Source organism: Panacibacter ginsenosidivorans, from assembly GCF_007971225.1.
Lineage (GTDB): Bacteria > Bacteroidota > Bacteroidia > Chitinophagales > Chitinophagaceae > Panacibacter > Panacibacter ginsenosidivorans.
This window is the reverse complement of sequence record NZ_CP042435.1, coordinates 3,901,324-3,920,562: the sequence shown is the minus strand read 5'-3', so window position 1 is coordinate 3,920,562 and position 19,239 is coordinate 3,901,324. Positions and strand designations below refer to the sequence as shown.

13 protein-coding genes are annotated in these 19,239 nt (G+C 38.1%); 9 read left to right on the top strand and 4 right to left on the bottom strand.

The window, feature by feature from the left end:
* Positions 1-236: 236 nt before the first annotated feature.
* A complete protein-coding gene (locus tag FRZ67_RS16445; RefSeq protein WP_147191224.1) occupies positions 237-3,056 on the top strand; it encodes a M1 family metallopeptidase in 2,820 nt (939 codons plus the stop codon).
* Positions 3,057-3,060: 4 nt separating this feature from the next.
* Positions 3,061-3,966 (top strand): hypothetical protein, encoded by a 906-nt coding sequence (locus FRZ67_RS16440; protein WP_147191222.1) that lies wholly within the window; start codon positions 3,061-3,063, stop codon positions 3,964-3,966.
* Positions 3,967-4,050: 84 nt separating this feature from the next.
* Here the strand turns inward: FRZ67_RS16440 and FRZ67_RS16435 are convergent, their stop codons facing one another.
* The 3 genes from FRZ67_RS16435 to pruA all read right to left on the bottom strand — a co-directional run bounded on the left by FRZ67_RS16435 (position 4,051) and on the right by pruA (position 6,887).
* Complete coding sequence (locus tag FRZ67_RS16435; protein WP_147191220.1) at positions 4,051-4,728, bottom strand: 2-C-methyl-D-erythritol 4-phosphate cytidylyltransferase; 678 nt, start codon at positions 4,726-4,728, stop codon at positions 4,051-4,053.
* 129 nt (positions 4,729-4,857) lie between these two features.
* On the bottom strand, positions 4,858-5,112 hold the full coding sequence (locus FRZ67_RS16430; protein ID WP_147191218.1) for a hypothetical protein: 255 nt from the start codon (positions 5,110-5,112) through the stop codon (positions 4,858-4,860).
* A gap of 143 nt (positions 5,113-5,255) precedes the next feature.
* On the bottom strand, positions 5,256-6,887 hold the full coding sequence (gene pruA, locus FRZ67_RS16425) for an L-glutamate gamma-semialdehyde dehydrogenase (protein ID WP_147191217.1): 1,632 nt from the start codon (positions 6,885-6,887) through the stop codon (positions 5,256-5,258).
* 392 nt (positions 6,888-7,279) lie between these two features.
* Between pruA and FRZ67_RS16420 the strand changes: the two genes are divergently transcribed.
* Positions 7,280-10,780 (top strand): PAS domain S-box protein, encoded by a 3,501-nt coding sequence (locus FRZ67_RS16420; protein WP_147191215.1) that lies wholly within the window; start codon positions 7,280-7,282, stop codon positions 10,778-10,780.
* Between the two features lies 1 nt (position 10,781).
* Positions 10,782-11,147, top strand: a complete 366-nt coding sequence (locus FRZ67_RS16415) for a response regulator (protein WP_147191213.1) — start codon at positions 10,782-10,784, stop codon at positions 11,145-11,147.
* A gap of 242 nt (positions 11,148-11,389) precedes the next feature.
* On the opposite strand, the gene FRZ67_RS16410 is transcribed toward FRZ67_RS16415, so the two are convergent.
* Positions 11,390-14,293 (bottom strand): leucine--tRNA ligase, encoded by a 2,904-nt coding sequence (locus FRZ67_RS16410; protein WP_147193249.1) that lies wholly within the window; start codon positions 14,291-14,293, stop codon positions 11,390-11,392.
* A gap of 358 nt (positions 14,294-14,651) precedes the next feature.
* Here FRZ67_RS16410 and FRZ67_RS16405 point away from each other — a divergent pair, with 358 nt between their 5' ends.
* From FRZ67_RS16405 to FRZ67_RS16385, 5 genes are all read left to right on the top strand, one after another.
* Positions 14,652-15,530, top strand: coding sequence for a cell division protein FtsX (locus FRZ67_RS16405; protein ID WP_147191211.1), 879 nt, complete (start codon positions 14,652-14,654; stop codon positions 15,528-15,530).
* 150 nt (positions 15,531-15,680) lie between these two features.
* Positions 15,681-15,941, top strand: a complete 261-nt coding sequence (locus FRZ67_RS16400) for a DUF3098 domain-containing protein (protein ID WP_147191209.1) — start codon at positions 15,681-15,683, stop codon at positions 15,939-15,941.
* Positions 15,942-16,005: 64 nt separating this feature from the next.
* Complete coding sequence (locus FRZ67_RS16395) at positions 16,006-16,803, top strand: undecaprenyl-diphosphate phosphatase (RefSeq protein WP_147191207.1); 798 nt, start codon at positions 16,006-16,008, stop codon at positions 16,801-16,803.
* A 211-nt stretch (positions 16,804-17,014) separates the two neighbouring features.
* Positions 17,015-18,295 (top strand): MFS transporter, encoded by a 1,281-nt coding sequence (locus FRZ67_RS16390; protein ID WP_147191205.1) that lies wholly within the window; start codon positions 17,015-17,017, stop codon positions 18,293-18,295.
* Complete coding sequence (locus FRZ67_RS16385; protein ID WP_147191203.1) at positions 18,292-19,131, top strand: MBL fold metallo-hydrolase; 840 nt, start codon at positions 18,292-18,294, stop codon at positions 19,129-19,131. The genes FRZ67_RS16390 and FRZ67_RS16385 overlap by 4 nt, the downstream gene beginning before the upstream one ends.
* Positions 19,132-19,239 lie beyond the last annotated feature (108 nt).

Here is a 19,239-nt window from a genome sequence, read left to right as displayed (position 1 = left end):
GGTATGAGCTATCAGCATTCAGTAAGCAAAGTTTATTTATCTGAAACCTGACTGCAGATTGCCGAAACTTAGGCCTCGTACAAGAGTGCGACGCAACAAACGATGCCATAAAAACTATTGCCTGGCTCATAAAAATTTATCTTACTAATTTTTATTTTATTTGAATTTTTAGTTTGCTTATTTCTCATACTTTCACATTAATTCTTCTCTGTATCTTCAAGCCAAAATAATTGTTTGTGAGATTAACCGGAATGGTTTTTATTTTTCTATTCTTTTGCGTAAGTAGTTTTAGCCAGCAAACGTACTGGCAGCAGCATGTTAACTATATCATCGATGTATCGCTGAATGATGAAGACAATACACTTACCGGTTTTGAAAAAATGGAATACATTAATAACTCACCGGATACGTTGCGCTATGTTTTTATACATCTCTGGCCCAATGCATATAAGAATGACCGCACTGCTTTTAGTGAACAACTCCTAAAAAATGATCGCACAGATTTTTATTTTTCGTCAGAAGAAAAACGTGGCTATATCAATCGCCTTGATTTTAAAGTTGCTGATGTAACCGTTATACCTGAAGAAACAAAAGATATTGATATTATTAAACTAACATTGCCAACAGCACTGGCGCCAAAACAATCTGTTTTTATTTCAACGCCGTTTCATGTAAAGCTGCCCTATCTTTTTTCGCGTGGTGGTTACAGCGATCAATTCTATGCTGTTACACAATGGTATCCCAAAGCAGCACTGTATGATAAAGATGGATGGCATGCGATGCCATACCTTGACCAGGGTGAATTCTATAATGATTTTGGCAGTTATAAAGTGAGCATAACATTACCGGAAAATTACAAAGTTGCTGCAACAGGGATGTTAACGGTAACAGAGGCCGGGCCAACGTTAAAGAAAAATGCCACTCCTGATAAAACAACTAAAACGAAAAAGCCTTTCTTTCCTAAAAAGGAAAAAGAAGAAGATGAGAATATTCCTTCTTCATTCAAACAAAAAATTTACACTTACTCAGCAGATAGTGTAACAGATTTTGCATGGTTTGCCGATAAAAGATTTATTGTAAAAACAGACACCATCCAACTGTCTACACATATAGTAAAGGCAAGTTGTTATATACTTCCTGAAAATGCAGAAATCTATGCAAACAGTATAAAGTTTACAAAGAATGCTATCCGTTTTTACAGTAAACAATTTGGTGAATACCCTTATCCCACTGTGAATGTTGTGTCTGCACCGCAATCAGTGAAATATGCCACCAGCATGGAATACCCGATGATCACGATGATAACAGAATCGAGTGAAATGGAAGTGGATGCAACGATGGCACATGAAATTGGTCACAACTGGTTAATGGGTATTTTGTCAACGAATGAAAGAGATCATGCATGGATGGATGAAGGCATTAATACATATGTAGAAAGAAGATACAGGGAAAAATATCATCCTGCTGTTGATGAAAAAGTAAAAGATCTTGATTTGTCCGGCTTGAACGGTTCAGGTGTGCATGTTTTACTTAATACTACAATGGGACTTAAAAAAGATCAACCTATAGATCTCACAAGCGATGCATATAGTGAATTTAATTACGGCGCCGATGTATATGAAAAGACTGCAGACTGGATGGAATATTTAGGGACTGTTGTTGGCAAAGACACACTTTTAAAAATAGCGCAGCGATACTATAGCAATTTTGCATTTAAACATCCACAACCGGATGATCTGAAAAAAACTGCAGAAGAAGTTACAGGCAGGAATCTTTCAAGTGTGTTTAATAAATTATATACAACAGGTGCTGTTGATAGCAGCAAAATAAAAACGACCACCAAATTCAGATTTGGCATTCCGGGATTTAATGAAAAGTACAAATACATTACTTTAACACCACTGGTTGGTTATAACAATTATGACAAAGTAATGATCGGTGGAATGATACACAACTGTCAATTGCCGTTACAAAAATTTCAATTTCTTATAGCGCCAATGTATGCAACAGGCAGCAGCACAGTTACTGGCGCAGCAAGGCTTTCGTATAATCATTTTACTAAAAGAACATGGCTGGAGACTTCTGTAAGCGGCATGCATTATTCTATTAATGATTATGAAGATGAATATAACCCTAAATTGTTTTTAGGTTTAATAAGAATTGTTCCTTCAGTTAAACTATCCTTATATAACAAAGATCTTCGTGAGAAGAGTAAATGGATCTTCCAGCTAAGAAGTTTTATACTAAACCAGGATGAACTCAATTTTAAAAATGTTACTACAGCAACAGATACATTTGATCTTGCATTTAAAGAACCAAATCATTCAGTCATCAATCAGTTGAAAGTTACTTATGAAAATAACCGAAAACTTTATCCATACAATGCTAATGTTACAATAGACCAGGGCAAAGACTTTCTACGTATTGGTTTTACAGGGAAATATTTCTTCAATTACAATGAAACGAAGCAAGGCGTAACAGCAAGGATATTCGCAGGCAAATATTTTAAACTTAATAATGATAATTCCTTCAGTAGTTACAAGACCAATTTAAATATGACCGGTCCAAAGGGTGATGAAGATTATACATTCAGTAATTACTTCATCGGCAGAAATGAATTTGAAGGCTGGCAAAGTCAGCAGATCATGGAGCGGGATGGTTTCTTTAAAGTAAGAACAGACCTGTTAGGAGAGAAAATTGGCAAATCTGATGATTGGCTTGTTGCTATAAACCTGAGTGGCGATATACCAGATAAAATAAATCCGCTAAATATTTTGCCATTTAAGCTGCCGATCAAATTATTCCTTGACATTGGTACATACAGTGAAGTGTGGAAAGATGATGAAGCAGCAGGTAAATTTTTATATGATGGAGGTTTACAGGTTTCCTTATTTAGAAATTGCCTGAATATTTATTTTCCTTTACTATACAGCAAAGTGTATAGCGATTATTTCAAATCTTATATTGGTGATAACCGTTTTGCCAAAAACATTTCTTTTAATATCAACCTTGATGTTTTTCAACTAAATAAATTAAGCCGGGATATTCCATGGTAGTAGTATGAGTGCTCCGCAAATTAATATCATACCTTCTCATAACATTGATCAGCAGAAATGGAATAGCTGCATTCAAAACAGCAGCAGCCCAATGATCTATGCCTATACTTATTATCTTGATCACATGGCAGACAACTGGACTGGAATTGTGATCAATAATTATGAAGCGGTTATGCCAATACCATGGCGCCGTAAACTTGGAATAAAATATTGTTATGATGTTCCATTAATACAACAGCTTGGCTTTTTTACAACAAGCGATAATAATTATACTGAGTTGTTACTAACAGAATTATTTAAGTTCTGTAAATATGGCGATTACAATTTCAATTTTCAAAACAATGTTGCCGGCGCAAAACTGTGCGACAATTTTGTAAAAGATATTTCTTTAAACTACTATAATCTTAGTAAGCATTATAACGAAGACTTACTTAAGAATTTAAAAAAAGCATCAAAGCAATCATTCATTTATTCATCAGGAAATTACGTTGATGCAATCAACATGTACAAAGAGCTATATAGTAAAAGACTGAAGAATATTTCGTTGAAAGATTATGAAAATTTTGAAAAGCTCTGTAACTATTTGCATACGCAAAATAACACTGCTGTAAGAAAAGTCGTTAGCGCAAACAACGAATTACTTGCAGTAGCATTATTATTGAAAGATAAACAACGTTTATATAATTTAATGAACAGCACTACAGGTGCTGGAAGAAAAACAGAAGCAAACCACTTTTTATTTGATGAAATATTTAAAGAGTTTGCTGGCTCAAAATTATTATTTGATTTTGAAGGCTCTGATATAAATAGCATCAGGAAATTCTACGAAAAATTTGATGTTGTTAATCAATCTTATCAAAGATTACATTTCAATAATCTTCCAGGGTTAATAAAATTGGTAAAGCATTAATTAATGTTGAGTAGAGTACTAACTGTACAAGAGTGCGACGCAAGAAAATCTTAATAGTAGTAATAAGTTGGGTTCATAAAAATATTAAAACGCAGACCTGTCTTCAATAATTCTTTCTGCGATCAACAGATCAATAGGCCTTGTGATCTTTATATTATCATACTCACCATCCGTTAAGTACACAGGCGAACCAAAGGCTTCCACAACAGTTGCTTCATCAGTAAAATCATCGCTGTATGCCTGTTCAAACGCGGGCAAAATAATATTACTTAAAAATGTTTGTGGCGTTTGAATAATGCGCACCTGTTGCCTGTCGCTAATATAATGCGAGCCATTTTTTACAATGCGAATTGAATCTGTTGCTGCTACTGCAGGCACTGCACTTCCTTTTTCAATAGTTTGGTTATAGCAACGCCTTATCAACGGAACACTTATCAAACAACGCACTCCATCATGCACAAAAACAACAGCCTCGTTTTCCACTTTTTTTAATCCTTCTTTTACGGAATCAAAACGTGTATTGCCGCCTTCTACCATCGAAACCTTTCCTTCGGCATTCAATTGATTGATGATCTTTTCACCTTTCTTCAAATGATCTTTTGGCAACACAAGAATAATATGCATATCATCATAAGCACGCAAAAAAGAATCCATGGTGTACCAAAGTACCGGCTTACCTTTTAGCAATAAAAACTGTTTGGGAATAACATTGCCCATTCTTGTTCCAGAGCCGCCCGCAACGATCACCGCATATTTTTTCATGTATTCAAAGAAAGGAAATTAATCGCATTTTATATAAGGGATTATTATGTAGTCAGCTACAAACCACTGTGGAACTTTTCTTGCGTCGCACTCTTCTGCGGCTTTATCGTTATTCGGCAAGGAAGAAATTTAGCTAAGATATTTTCTCAACTGGTTTTCAATTTCGCTGCAGGGAACAAACATGGGTTTCTTTGTTATATCAATATTGATCTCATTATTCACGATCGTGTAAGTGCCAATTATCTGTCCCATAAACGTACTGATCTCAAATCCTCCGGCATCTTCATTGCCGGTAAAGCTGCCACCTGAACTTGTAATAGCGTTCTTCGCAACTCTTATTACATGATGCACATCGCTGTCGAATTTTATAGAGAAATTACACATGGTCTTATTTTATTTTATCAAAATGGATACAAATATCAATCCTCAAAGTTAAAATGCGCATTCACTTAAATCAAAAACAAAAGAAGCTGATAAAATTTATCAGCCTCTTCCGGAGTATTTCTCAACTCTTTAAATCATGCCTTCTACGATTCTTTCAAAAACGCATACCTGTAATCTGTTGGCGGATTATAAGTTTCTTTTATCGTTCTTGCACTTAACCAACGATACAAATTGATCATGCTACCAGCTTTATCATTTGTTCCGCTTGCTCTTGCGCCGCCAAATGGCTGCTGACCAACTACTGCGCCTGTTGGTTTATCATTGATATAAAAATTACCTGCGGCATTGCGCAACTTAGCTGTAGCCAACACTACAGCATCTCTGTCTTGTGCAAGAATAGAACCAGTAAGTGCATAAGGAGAAGTGCCGTCAAGGATTGCCATTGTCTCTTCAAACTTTTCTGCATCGTAAACATAGATCGTAAGTACAGGTCCAAAGATCTCTTCGCACATAGTTACATACTTTGGATCTTTTGCTTCAATAACGGTTGGTTCAATAAAATATCCTTCCGTTTTGTCGCATTTACCACCCACTAAAATTTTTGCTTTCTTGTCTTTTTTTGCAGCAGCGATGTATGCAGCTATTTTATCAAAACTTTTTTCATCTATAACGGCATTGATAAAGTTGCTGAAATCTTCCACAGTTCCCATTCTCATTGTCCCAATTTCTGCAACTAACTTTTCTTTTACTTCTTCTGCAATGTTAGAAGGTATATATGCTCTTGATGCAGCAGAACATTTTTGTCCCTGGTATTCGAAAGCGCCACGTGCCAATGCTGTAACCACAACATCCGGGTCTGCACTTTTATGTACCATCACAAAATCTTTACCGCCTGTTTCACCAACAATGCGTGGATAAGATTTATATTTTGCTACATTCTCTCCAATCGTCTTCCACATTTGATTGAACACACCTGTTGATCCTGTAAAATGTACCCCTGCAAAATCAGGATGTGCAAAACAAACGCTGCCAAGTGTTGGTCCATCAACGTAAATAAGATTGATAACACCATCCGGCAAACCTGCTTCTTTTAAAATGCGCATAATCATCTGCGCTGCATACACCTGCGTATTAGCTGGTTTCCATACAACTACATTACCACACATAGCAGCACTTGTTGGTAAGTTGCCCGCAATAGCAGTAAAGTTGAAAGGCGTTATTGCTAATACAAAACCTTCAAGCGGTCTCCACTCCATCCTGTTGTGAACGCCGGGGGAAGAGATCGGCTGTTGTTTATATATCTCGCTTAAATAATGCACATTGAAACGAAGAAAATCTATGATCTCGCATGCACTGTCTATCTCGGCCTGGTATGCATTTTTACTCTGACCAAGCATGGTTGTGCCATTCATGTAAGTGCGATATTTTGTAGCCATCAGGTCAGCGGCTTTCAAAAATATATGCGCCCTGTCTTCCCAGGGCATATCAGCCCACGCTTGTTTTGCTTTTAATGCGGCATCAATTGCCTGCTTCACATGTTTCTCATCACCTAAATGAAAATAGCCAAGCGTATGCGCAATTTCATGCGGTGGGTGCATGCTTATTTTATTGCCACTTTTTACAGTCTTGCCGCCAATATACATGGGCACTTCTATCGGTTTCTTCTTTAATTCTGCCAGTGTTTTTTTGAGCGCCGCTTTCTCCGGTGAGCCCGGTGCATACTGCAATACAGGCTCGTTTGCAGGAAGCGGGTAAGAGAAATATCCAAGGTTCATGTACAAATATTTAGGGGCGCAAGTTAATAAAAGAAGCTGACATGCGTTAGCTACGAACAGGCTGCTTATAATGTATTGATTAATTTTATGAGCCGGGCTGCATTACAGCTATCATCGTCTGTTGCGTCGCACTCTTGTGCTGTTGAATATCTGTCGACAGTTGACGGTTTTTCCAAACGCACAAGTGAGTGACACAAGCGGCGATGCCATGAAAGGATAAAGCAGGTAAAAAAGTTTAACTGATAATGGTGTATAAAGATCTAAAGCGGTACTTGTTTTGCATAATAGGTAAGTAAAGATCAAATCCTGGTTTATGATTTTATTAATCGCAGAGATAAAAAATCATTAATTTACATAATTTAAAGATCCATATTCCATAACCTGTTTTAATAATGAAAGTCAGCAGCAGGGAAGTAAATTATAATTTCTTAAAAGGTGGTGGGGAGACCGCTGAACTTATTGCATCTATAGATTGGTCGCAAACATCATTGGGAGCTATAGAATGGTGGCCTCAAAGTCTTCGTACCACTCTAAGCATAATTCTGCATTCAAAGTTCCCTATGTTCCTTTTTTGGGGGCCCGATCTTATTTGTTTTTATAATGATGCGTACAGGCCAAGCCTTGGAAATGAAGGTAAGCACCCCCATGCATTGGGTAGCCGTGGGGAAGATGTATGGCCGGAAATATGGCACATTATTAAACCTTTGATAGACCAGGTAATGAGTGGTGGTGAAGCTACGTGGAATGAAGACCAGCTTATACCTATATACCGTAATGGCAAATTAGAAGATGTTTACTGGACATTTAGTTATAGTCCTGTCAATGATGAAAATGGGGATGTTGGTGGTGTTTTTGTTACGTGCTCAGAAACATCACAAAAGGTAGAGCTCCTAAAAAAGTTTGATTCCAATGAAAAAAAATTCTTCAACATGATTGAGCAGGCCCCCATGGGTATTGCCATATTTATGGGAGAGGAATTTATAATTGAAGTAGCAAATAAAAGATACCTTGAAATAGTTGACAGAAAAGCAGAAGATGTGCTTTCGAGGCCTATGTTTGAAGTAATGCCTGAGGTAGAACCAGTAATAAAACCACTAATCACAAATGTATTAAAAACAGGAGAACCTTACTATGGGAATGAATTTCCGGTTCAGTTAAAACGCTACGGGCAAACCGCCACTGCATTTTTCAATTTTACCTACCAACCGCTGATTGAAGATGATGAGATAAAAGGTGTAATTGTTGCTGCACACGATGTAACAAAAATTGTAGAAGCCAAACAGGTATTACATGAAAGCGAAAAAGCTTTTCGTGATTACATCAATGCCTCTCCTATGCCGTTTGCTATTTATTTAGGAAGGGAAATGCGTGTTACCATGGTGAATGATGCAATATTAAAAACATGGGGCAAAGACAGTTCTGTGATTGGAAAAACTTTCAGAGAGGCATTACCAGAACTGGAGGGTCAGCCTTTTTACCAGCTTCTTGATGATGTGTATACCACTGGCATCCCTTATCATTCAGATGGAGATCGCGTTGATCTTATGATCAATGGTAAGATGCAAACATTTTATTTCAATTTCACTTATACACCACTAAAAGATACAGAAGGAAATACTTACGGCGTCTTAAATACAGCAACGGATATAACAGAGCTGGCACGTGCTAAACGAAACCTTGAAGATGCTGAAGAAAGAGCTCGTCTTGCAGTAGAAGCCGGTGAATTGGGGACCTTTGATCTTGATCTTGCCACAGGAGCAATATATTGTTCTCCGCGTTTTTATGAAATCTTTGGATCTGCAAAAGCAATAACCCGGGAAGAAGGTGTTGCAAGAATGCTTCCGGAGGACCTGCCTGGGCGCAACATGGCTTATGCAACCGCACTTCAGAATGGGCGTTTAAATTATGAAGTAAGAATAAGGTGGGATGATGGCAGCATTCACTGGATGAAAATGGATGCTAAATTCTTTTTTAATGAAAATGGTACACCAGTTAGATTACTTGGTACTACGGAAGATATTACCAATGAAAAAAATGCATTGCAGAAGATAGAGGAAAGTGAAAAACATTTCCGTAACCTAATACAGGAAGCACCAGTACCAAAGGCATTGCTGCATGGCCCTGACCATATTGTAGAAATTGCAAACGACGCGGTGTTGGTATTATGGGGTAAAGACAGCAGTGTTATCGGAAAACCATTGATTGCTGCATTACCCGAATTAAAAGGCCAGCCTTACCTGGAAATACTTAAAGAGGTGTATGAAACAGGTAACACCTATAAGGGTAACGAACGCCCTGTTCATATTGAAGTGAATGGTGAATTGAAAAAAATTTACATCAATTTTATTTTTAAAAGATTACAGAGTTATAAAGCAACAGAGCCCGATGTATTAGTGACCGGATATGATGTTACTCAACAGGTGCAGGCAAGAAGAAAAATTGAAGAGAGTGAAAGGGAACTGCAAAAAATAAATCAACGGCTCGAAATTGCCCTGGAAGCAGGTAAGCTGGGTTCTTATGAATTGGATATTTCTACCGGCGAAATGAATTGTACGCCGCAATGCAAAGCAAATTACGGTTTGCCGCCCAATGCAGATTTTAATTTTGCAGATCTTCTAAAAATGATCATCCCTGCTCATAAAGATTATGTGCAACAAGCTATAGAAAAGGCCATTAAAAATCATACTGTTTACAATGGCGAGTATTGTGTTACCTGGCCCGATGGCAGCCCGCACTGGATAAGGGTTTCAGGGAAAGGAACCTATGATGCATATAATAATGCATTAAAGATGATCGGCGTAACACACGATATTACTGAAGGTAAGCTGGCCATACAGCGGCTGGCAAACAGTGAGCAGCGTTTAAATATGGCCCTCGAATACACCAACATGGGTTCATGGGATCTTAACCTGCAAACACTTGATATTATCTATACCCCAAGGCTGGCAGAAATATTTGGTTATCCACCAACGGCAAAGATCACACACCCGCAAATGCGGCAACATATTCATCCTGAAGACCTGAAACCTGTTGTAGAAAAGGCCTTTTCCAATGCTATTAAAACAGGATTTTATTTTTATGAAGCCCGTGTTATAAGAGAAGATGAAACAACACGTTGGATAAGAACACAGGGCCGTGTAATTTATGATGCTGATAAAATTCCTATACGCATGTTGGGGACAATTATGGACATAACTGAGGAAAAAAATGAACAACAGCGCAAAGATGAATTCATGGGCATAGTAACGCACGAATTAAAAACACCCCTAACTTCAGTAAAAGGATTTGCACAATTCCTTCATCAGCGGGCTGTACAGGCCGAAGACAATACGTCTGCTGTGCTGTTGCAAAAAATGGTATCGCAGATTAACAAACTTAACCTGCTTGTACAAGATCTGCTTGATGTAACGAGGATGGAGGGCGGCAAAATGAAGTTCCAGAATATTGAGTTTAATTTCAATGAGCTTATTTACGAGGTAGTAGAGCAAATTAGTATCACCACCAGCAAAAAAATTATAATTCAGGACAAGGCATGGAATGGTTCAATTATTGGGGACAGAGAGAGAACCGGACAGGTTTTAACCAATTTGCTGACAAATGCTATAAAATATTCCCCCGATGCAGATAAAGTGATCATTTCGCTAACTTCAACAAAAGATAAGGCTATTTGCAGCGTTACAGATTTTGGAATTGGAATAGCAAAAGAAAACCAGCAATATGTATTTGAACGTTTTTACAGAGAGACAGAAGCCCATGTAACTACATTTCCCGGTTTAGGTTTGGGGCTTTATATATCAGCAGAAATAATAAAACGACAGAACGGCAAAATATGGATGAAAAGCGAAAAAGGCAAAGGGTCCGTATTCAGTTTTAGTCTTCCAATAAATAATTAACATGAGCAGGAAAAAAGTATACATAGCCGATGATGATCCTGATATACTGGAAGTACTCACCATTATACTGGAAGGTCGTGGCTATGAAGTAATGACTTCTCCTGATGGCAGATCGCTGCAGACGTTACAGGAATTTCCTGATCTTATCTTTCTCGACATCCGCATGTCAGGCAGTGATGGGAGCGAAATATGCCGCATGCTAAAAAGCAGAACAGAAACCGCATCTATACCCGTAGTACTTATTTCAGCAAACAGGAACTTGCATGAAATAGGTGAATCATGCGGCGCCGACGCCGTGATTCCAAAACCTTTCGATATAAAAGATATTGTAAACGCAGCAGGCAAATACACTATGTCTGTGAAGTAAATTTTACTTTTTATTTTACCGGCTTTGGTTTTTCTATGGCATCTTCGTTGTGTCACTCACTTGTGCCCCAAACCCCTGAAGGGGCTTTGCAATCTGCATTTCTTAACTCCCCTTTAGGGGATGGGGGCATCAACAGTACAAGAGTGCGACGCAACAAAAGCATCATAAAGCGATACAGTTGGGCTCATAACAAAAAAGCTGTTACAAAATCTGTAACAGCTTTTTATTTCTAAGCATCTTATTTATATCACCACATTGATCATTTTATTTTTTACATAAATGATCTTCCTGGGTTGGTTTCCATCCAGCCATTTTTTTATCACCTCATTTTGTAATACCATTTGTTCCACCTCTTTTTGTTCAAGGTCTAAAGCAAGATTCAATGTGGTACGCAATTTACCATTTACACTCACCGGGTATTCTTTCGAAGATTCTACCAAATATTTTCCTTCAAATTTGGGATAGCTTGCATCCAGTATACTTGTTGTTTTTCCCAGCTGGCTCCACAACTCTTCGCATACATGCGGCGCATAAGGTGTAAGCAATATCAGCAAAGATTCAAGCACTTCTTTTTTGTAGCATTTCAAATCATGCAGGTCATTTACACAAACCATAAATGCACTTACCGCTGTGTTGAAAGAAAAACGTTCTGTATCATCTTCAATCTTCTTAATGGTCTTGTGCAACACTTTTAATTCTGCATCTGTTGCTTTGTCTGTATTCCATACTTTGCCTTTCATTTCATCATAGAACAAACGCCAGAGTTTGCGTAAGAATCGGTGCACACCTTCAATGCCTTTGGTATCCCATGGTTTGCTTTGTTCTACTGGGCCTAAAAACATTTCATACATGCGGAAAGTATCGGCGCCATATTGTTTAACTAAGTCATCAGGGTTTTCTACATTGAATTTAGATTTAGACATTTTTTCTATTTCAAGTTGACAATAGAAATATCTCTTTCCTTCTTCAGTTAAATCTTTTTCCCATATAACGGCATTTATCAGCGCTTCTCCAACTTGCTTTCCAAACTTCATTTCAGAGTCAACTAATTTTTTATACTCATCTTCAGTAATGCGATTTTTACTATCAATATATTTATGTGCGTATTGAATTCGATTAGTTCCAGTTTGCGCTTCTACTATCTCATAATCTATCCCCTCATTATTAAACTTTTGTTTGTAATCTTTTGCAGTATTATACGAGCTAGTAAAAACTCTTCTAGTTTTATCATGAACACTTAAAGCAAAAATGTAATCTGCAAAAAATGATTTTCCCTGTATCATTCCCTGGTTCACCAACTTCTTATAAGGTTCATCATGACCAATCAAACCAAGATCAAATAACACTTTAGTCCACATGCGGCTATACAATAAATGCCCAACTGCATGTTCAGTACCGCCTATATATAAGTCAACCTGCCCCCAGTAATCACTTACTTTTCTATCACAAAAAACCCCGTCATTATGCGGGTCCATATAACGTAAAAAATACCAGGAAGAACCAGCATAACCAGGCATTGTATTCGTTTCTAAATGCTGTGCTGTCCATTCAGGAATATTTGCCAAAGGCCCCTCTCCTTCCGGTCCGGGTTTATAACTTTCTACATGTGGTAATTCAAGTGGCAGTTCGCTTTCATCTAATGGAATAGCAACACCTTTTTCCCATTTTATTGGAAAAGGTTCACCCCAATATCTTTGCCGACTAAATGCCGCGTCACGCATTTTATAATTCACTTTGCGTTTGCCTTTGCCCCAGCCTTCCAGGTCTGTGATCACCACTTCTGCTGCATCACGCATCAGCATACCGGTAAGAAAATCGCTTTCTACCAGCTCTGCATCATAAGTCGAATTGGCTTCTTCCCCGTTGAATTTATCACCAAGAATATTGGTAATATTTATACCGAAATGTTTGGCAAATCGAAAATCCCTGTCATCTCCACAAGGCACCGCCATAATAGCGCCTGTACCATAACCGGCCAATACATATTCGCTAATGTAAATGGGAATTTCACGATAGTTAAGCGGGTTAATTGCATACGCGCCGGTAAAGCAACCACTGATGGCTTTCTCAGCCATGCGCTCTCTTTCACTGCGGTTTTTTACGTAAGCTATATAATCTTCCACGTCCTGTTTATATTTGGCCGTGGTGATCTTTTCAATGATCTCATGCTCTGGTGCTACTACCATAAAGTCAACACCAAAAATGGTATCTGGTCTTGTGGTATAAACAGTTAATTTTTCAGCGCTGTCATGCACACTGAATTCAATTTCTGCACCATAACTTTTACCGATCCAGTTGCTCTGCATTTCTTTCATCGCTTCACTGAATTCTACTCTTTCAAGACCTTCCAGTAAGCGATCAGCATATTCTGTAATGCGCAAATACCATTGACGCAATTTCTTTTTTACTACAGGATAACCACCACGCTCACTTACACCATTTACAACTTCGTCATTGGCCAATACAGTTCCCAAAGCTTCGCACCAGTTCACTTCTCCGTAACCGCAATAAGCAAGACGATACTCCATTAATATGCCTTGTTGTGTAAACTCATCAAAGCCCTTCCACTGTTCTGCGCTGAACTGATTGCCTTTTTGATTGGGAACCTGGTAGTTTGAATTGGGAACAGGATGATTTTTATTGCCTTCTTTTTCAAAAGCAGCAATCAACACATCAATACTTTCCGCTTTGTTATTTTTCCGATTGTAAAAACTTTTGAAAAGTTGCAGAAATATCCATTGCGTCCATTTATAGTATGATGGATCAGAGGTTTTTACTTCCCTGTCCCAGTCGAAAGAAAAACCAATTTTATCCAGTTGACTGCGGAAATTTTCAATGTTTTGTTTGGTACTGTCAGCAGGGTGCACTCCATGTTCTATGGCATATTGTTCTGCTGGTAAACCAAATGCATCATACCCCATCGGGTGCAGCACATTGTAACCTTTCAATCTTTTGAAACGTGCAAAAATATCACTGGCTATATAACCCAGCGGGTGCCCCACATGCAAGCCGGCACCACTTGGGTAAGGAAACATGTCAAGCACATAATATTTCGGTTTGGAAGAGTCGTTTGGTACTTTATAGGCACCATCATTCTTCCATTTGCTTTGCCATTTCTTTTCTATACTGCCAAAATTGTATTCCATAAGTCCATCCCTCAAGGGAATAATTTTATTGTTATATTTTTTGAACCCGGCTGAATAACGCTTATGATACTTCCGTTGCGTCGCACTCTTGTACTAAAGAATAGCTGCGAGCTGTTAGCTGCGAGCTAATAGCCTTTGCTTGCAGCTCATGGCCCGAAGCTCGTGGCTGAAAAGATTTCCGAACGTACAAGTGAGTGACACAACAGGCGATGCCTAATAGGCTGCTGCTGGTTTCATAAAATTCATAACCAACATAATAAGCCGTTAAAACTATCGTTAAGTGTGAGTGCAAATGTAAGCGAATCCCCTAAATTTGCGCGGCATGCAGTAGCTGTACATAATCCATTAAATTTAAATTATGGCGGAAACAGGGAAATCATCATCACTAAGGCGCAGCAAGCCCAATTATATTTACAGCATTGTTGGTGTGGCATTGGTGCTGGTAATTATGGGTGTAATGGGATGGATGCTGCTGAACTTTAGCAAAGTGGGCAACACTTTTAAAGAAGATATTCGCATAAGTGCATACCTGCGTACACAAAATAAAGATACCATTGCACAGATACAGCAGTTCATTGCTGCACAACCCTTTGCCAAAGACGTTAAATATATAGATAAGGACGCTGCAAAAGACCTGTGGAATAAAGACAACAATGAAGACTGGGGAAAGATACTGGATGTAAATCCATTGCCTGAAAGCATTGATTTTTTTGCAAAGGCTGACTATGTAAATCCGGACAGCCTTACTAAGATTTCCACTTTACTGATGGGCACTTATGGTAATCAGATAACAGACCTGCAATACCCACAAGTGTTAGTAAGCAGCATTAGTGAGAAGACAAAAATTTTCAGCATTGCATTTATTGTTATTTCCGTTGTGCTCTGCGTGATCGTGATATTTAGTATTGATAATACCATAAGGCTTGCTATGTTCAGCAACCGTTTCTTAATAAAAACCATGCAAATGGTGGGTGCCACAAGGGATTTTATAAGCAAGCCAATGGATATAAGAGCGATTATTAACGGGCTTATAAGTGCAGGCATAGCCATTGCTATTTTGCTTGGTCTTATAACCTGGCTGGAAAGCCTGATACCATGGTTGGCAGCCATAAGAGATATACAACTAAACCTGATCCTATTTGGCGGAATGATCATTTTAGGTGTAGGTATTTCGCTTTTCAGCACACACAGAAGCGTAATCAAATATTTGAAAATGAAACTCGACGAGCTTTATTAAACCTGTGTGACAACAGTTGGTCTATGTAAGACTTTGAACAAAACCAAGGCATAACTAAGTATAATTTATTTCATTTTAAATAGGGCTTAACGCAGTGTTTGATTTTTTAAACATTATTACATTATCTTGCAGCCCTTTAAATAACGCAGCATGACAGATCAGAAGCAAAAACCTTTACCAACATTGTTTACAAAGGATAACTATACATGGATGATCATTGGCGCTGTGGTTATTTTGCTGGGTATGGTACTGATGTCCGGCGGCAAAAATGAGAACCCGGCCGTATTTGATTACAACGTAGTGTACAGTACAACAAGAATTACTATCGCTCCCATTTTAATAGTACTCGGTTTACTTATTGAAGTATATGCGATCTTCAAATCACCAAAACAAGCTGCAAACAAATCTTAGAATGCATTTTACCCCATGCACCATCTATCCAAAAAATAACTGATAAACCACCAACACACTTAATATGTCCACCATTCAAGCAGTAGTATTAGCCATAGTAGAAGGCCTTACTGAGTTTTTGCCTATTTCTTCAACAGGGCACATGGTAATGGTAAGTTCTCTTATGGGAATTGGAAAAGAAGACTTTACTAAATTTTTTGAAATAGCGATACAACTGGGTGCTATCCTGGCTGTTGTAGTTTTATACTGGCGCAAGTTCATCAATTTCAAAAGCTGGAAATTTTATGCAAAACTTATTGTGGGTGTGATACCCGCCTTAATATTTGGAAAATTACTGAGCAATACGATTGATGAATTGCTGATGGATCCTACTTATACTGCATTAGCAATTCTTGGGGGTGGTGTGATACTGCTCTTTATTGACAACATGTTTTATAAAGTGGCTGTAAAAGAAGAGAAAGATATTACGTTTAAGAATGCAATTATTATAGGTCTGTGCCAGTGCGCTGCGTTAATACCGGGTGTAAGCCGTTCTGCAGCTTCTATCATAGGTGGTTTGCAGCAAAAATTATCAAGGAAACTGGCAGCTGAGTTTTCTTTCTTCCTCGCCGTACCAACCATGGCTGCAGCAACCGGTTATAAACTATGGGAAATACTGAAACTTCATCCTGAAGCATTACATAATTCAGCCAACTTAAAATCGCTGCTTGTTGGCAATGTCGTAGCTTTCGTTATTGCATTTTTAACGATGCGTTTCTTTGTTGATTTTCTGAAAAAACATGGCTTTCGTTTTTTTGGATGGTACAGGATCTGTGCAGGTTTGATCTTCCTGCTTATGGTAAAGATGAACCAGATAAGATAATAATAATTTAAAAGTACAATATTGAATCCCGGTAATTACCGGGATTTTTTTGTGGGCCAAGCAGCTGAACTGTAATGAACCACCTGTTGCTTCGCACGCTTGTACGTTCAATTCAGTATGCAGCAACTGCAACAGGCGCATATAATAAATATAAAATGCTTAATTTTCTGCCCCCGCATATAAGCGGGACATTTTTTATTAAATAAACCCCATGCAAACCGCTTCAAAAAAAGTAATCAACGGATGGGCCATGTACGATTGGGCTAACAGTGTTTATAGCCTTGTGATCACATCCACGTTTTTCCCTGCATACTTTACAGCTATAGCACCTGAGCAGGTAGAAATTTTGGGAAGATCCTATTACAGGGATTCACTGGCATCTTATGCAATTGCCTTATCATTTCTCATCATTGCTATTTTATCACCGATTCTTTCTTCTATTGCAGACTATAAAGGAAATAAGATCGCTTTCATGAAGTTCTTTTGTTATCTCGGTTCACTGGCCTGCAGCTTAATGTTTTTCTTTACAAAGGACAATATTGAATTCGGCCTGTTTCTCTCAATAGTAGCTTCTATTGGTTATTGCGGCAGTATTGTATTTTACAATGCTTATTTGCCGGAGGTTGCCGCAGAAGAAGACCAGGACAGGATCAGTGCAAAAGGTTTCGCACTTGGTTATACCGGTAGTGTAATACTGATGATATTAAGTCTTGCTTTTGTAACACTCAATGATACTATGAACTGGGGTCTGGGTTCATGGCCGGTGCGTATTTCTTTTTTATTAGTTGGCATATGGTGGGCAGGCTTTGCGCAAATTACTTTTAAAAGGCTGCCGCCCTCAAAAGCATCCGACGGACATCCGGAACATAATATTTTAGTAAATGGCTTTCATGAATTAAAAAAAGTATGGAATCAATTAACGCATCATCCCAATTTAAAAAGATTCCTGCGCAGTTTTTTCTTTTATAATATGGGTGTACAAACCGTTATGTACATGTCTCCTTATTATGCAAAAGATGAAATAAAAATGGAGTCAACACAGCTTATCATTACTATACTTATTATTCAGCTTGTGGCAATTTTAGGGGCGTATATTTTCTCACTAATATCAAAAAAGACAAATAATATAGTTGCCCTTTGCTGCATTATCCTATTGTGGATTGGCATTTGCGTTTTTGCTTTTCTTACAACAACGGCAAATGAGTTTTTCGTTTTGGCTTTTTTGGTTGGCCTGGTTATGGGTGGTGTACAATCTATGTCGAGATCTACTTATTCAAAGCTGCTCCCTGAAACAAAAGATACAGCCTCTTATTTCAGCTTTTATGATGTGTGTGATAAGGTTGGTACTGTAATAGGTACGTTGTCTTTTGGCTTCATAGCAGAGATATTTGATGGCATGCGCAACTCTGTACTTGCACTAATGATTTACTTTATTATCGGTTTAATACTTTTGTTATTTGTAAACCGCAAAATGAAAGCAGCTACTATATGAAACTCTACACTATTGACACCGGGAATTTCAAATTAGATGGAGGCGCCATGTTTGGCGTAGTTCCTAAAAGCATCTGGAACAAATTAAATCCATCAGATGAAAATAATATGTGTGACTGGGCCATGCGTTGTTTGTTGATTGAAGATGAAGATAAACTTATACTGATAGATAACGGCCTTGGCAATAAACAGGATGCAAAATTTTTTTCTTACTATTACCTGCATGGAGATGCAACGTTAGATAGTTCACTTGCCAAACATGGTTTTCATAAAGATGACATAACCGATGTAATACTTACGCACCTTCATTTTGATCATTGTGGTGGCAGTATTGATCGTGTGGATGGCAAATTAGTTCCGGCTTTTAAAAATGCTACATTCTGGAGCAATGAACGCCACTGGAACTGGGCCACCAGACCCAACGAAAGAGAGAAAGCATCTTTCTTAAAAGAAAATATTCTACCTATACAGGAGCATGGTCAATTAAAGTTTGTGCCGGATGAAGAAGGCTATCAACTCTTTGAAAATATAAAGATCCGTTTTGTGAATGGCCACACCGATGCCATGATGCTGCCTCAGATCAACTATAATGGCAGAACAATCATTTATATGGCCGACCTGCTTCCTGCGACTTATCACATCCCTTTACCTTATGTAATGGCTTACGATATGTTTCCACTCACCACATTGAATGAAAAAAAATCATTTCTTACAGAAGCACTTGCTAATGATTACATACTCTATTTTGAGCACGATCCCGTAACAGAATGTTGTACACTACAGCAAACAGAAAGAGGAATAAGAGAAAAAGAAAAGTCTAAGTTGAGCGACATCTGATCAGTTTTTTTGCTGCATAAAGTATCCAACCGTACAAGAGTGCGACGCAACGAAAGCTTTAGAATAATACTGTAGCGGGGCTCACAAAAGTCCGCAAACACGCTTCCA

Coding starts and splice junctions, on each gene's coding strand:
- FRZ67_RS16390 (WP_147191205.1), top strand. CDS start 17,015: ATGCAAACCGCTTCAAAAAAAGTAATCAACGGATGGGCCATGTACGAT.
- FRZ67_RS16435 (WP_147191220.1), bottom strand. CDS start 4,728: ATGAAAAAATATGCGGTGATCGTTGCGGGCGGCTCTGGAACAAGAATG.
- pruA (WP_147191217.1), bottom strand. CDS start 6,887: ATGAACCTTGGATATTTCTCTTACCCGCTTCCTGCAAACGAGCCTGTA.
- FRZ67_RS16440 (WP_147191222.1), top strand. CDS start 3,061: ATGAGTGCTCCGCAAATTAATATCATACCTTCTCATAACATTGATCAG.
- FRZ67_RS16415 (WP_147191213.1), top strand. CDS start 10,782: ATGAGCAGGAAAAAAGTATACATAGCCGATGATGATCCTGATATACTG.
- FRZ67_RS16385 (WP_147191203.1), top strand. CDS start 18,292: ATGAAACTCTACACTATTGACACCGGGAATTTCAAATTAGATGGAGGC.
- FRZ67_RS16410 (WP_147193249.1), bottom strand. CDS start 14,293: ATGGAATACAATTTTGGCAGTATAGAAAAGAAATGGCAAAGCAAATGG.
- FRZ67_RS16395 (WP_147191207.1), top strand. CDS start 16,006: ATGTCCACCATTCAAGCAGTAGTATTAGCCATAGTAGAAGGCCTTACT.
- FRZ67_RS16420 (WP_147191215.1), top strand. CDS start 7,280: ATGAAAGTCAGCAGCAGGGAAGTAAATTATAATTTCTTAAAAGGTGGT.
- FRZ67_RS16430 (WP_147191218.1), bottom strand. CDS start 5,112: ATGTGTAATTTCTCTATAAAATTCGACAGCGATGTGCATCATGTAATA.
- FRZ67_RS16405 (WP_147191211.1), top strand. CDS start 14,652: ATGGCGGAAACAGGGAAATCATCATCACTAAGGCGCAGCAAGCCCAAT.
- FRZ67_RS16400 (WP_147191209.1), top strand. CDS start 15,681: ATGACAGATCAGAAGCAAAAACCTTTACCAACATTGTTTACAAAGGAT.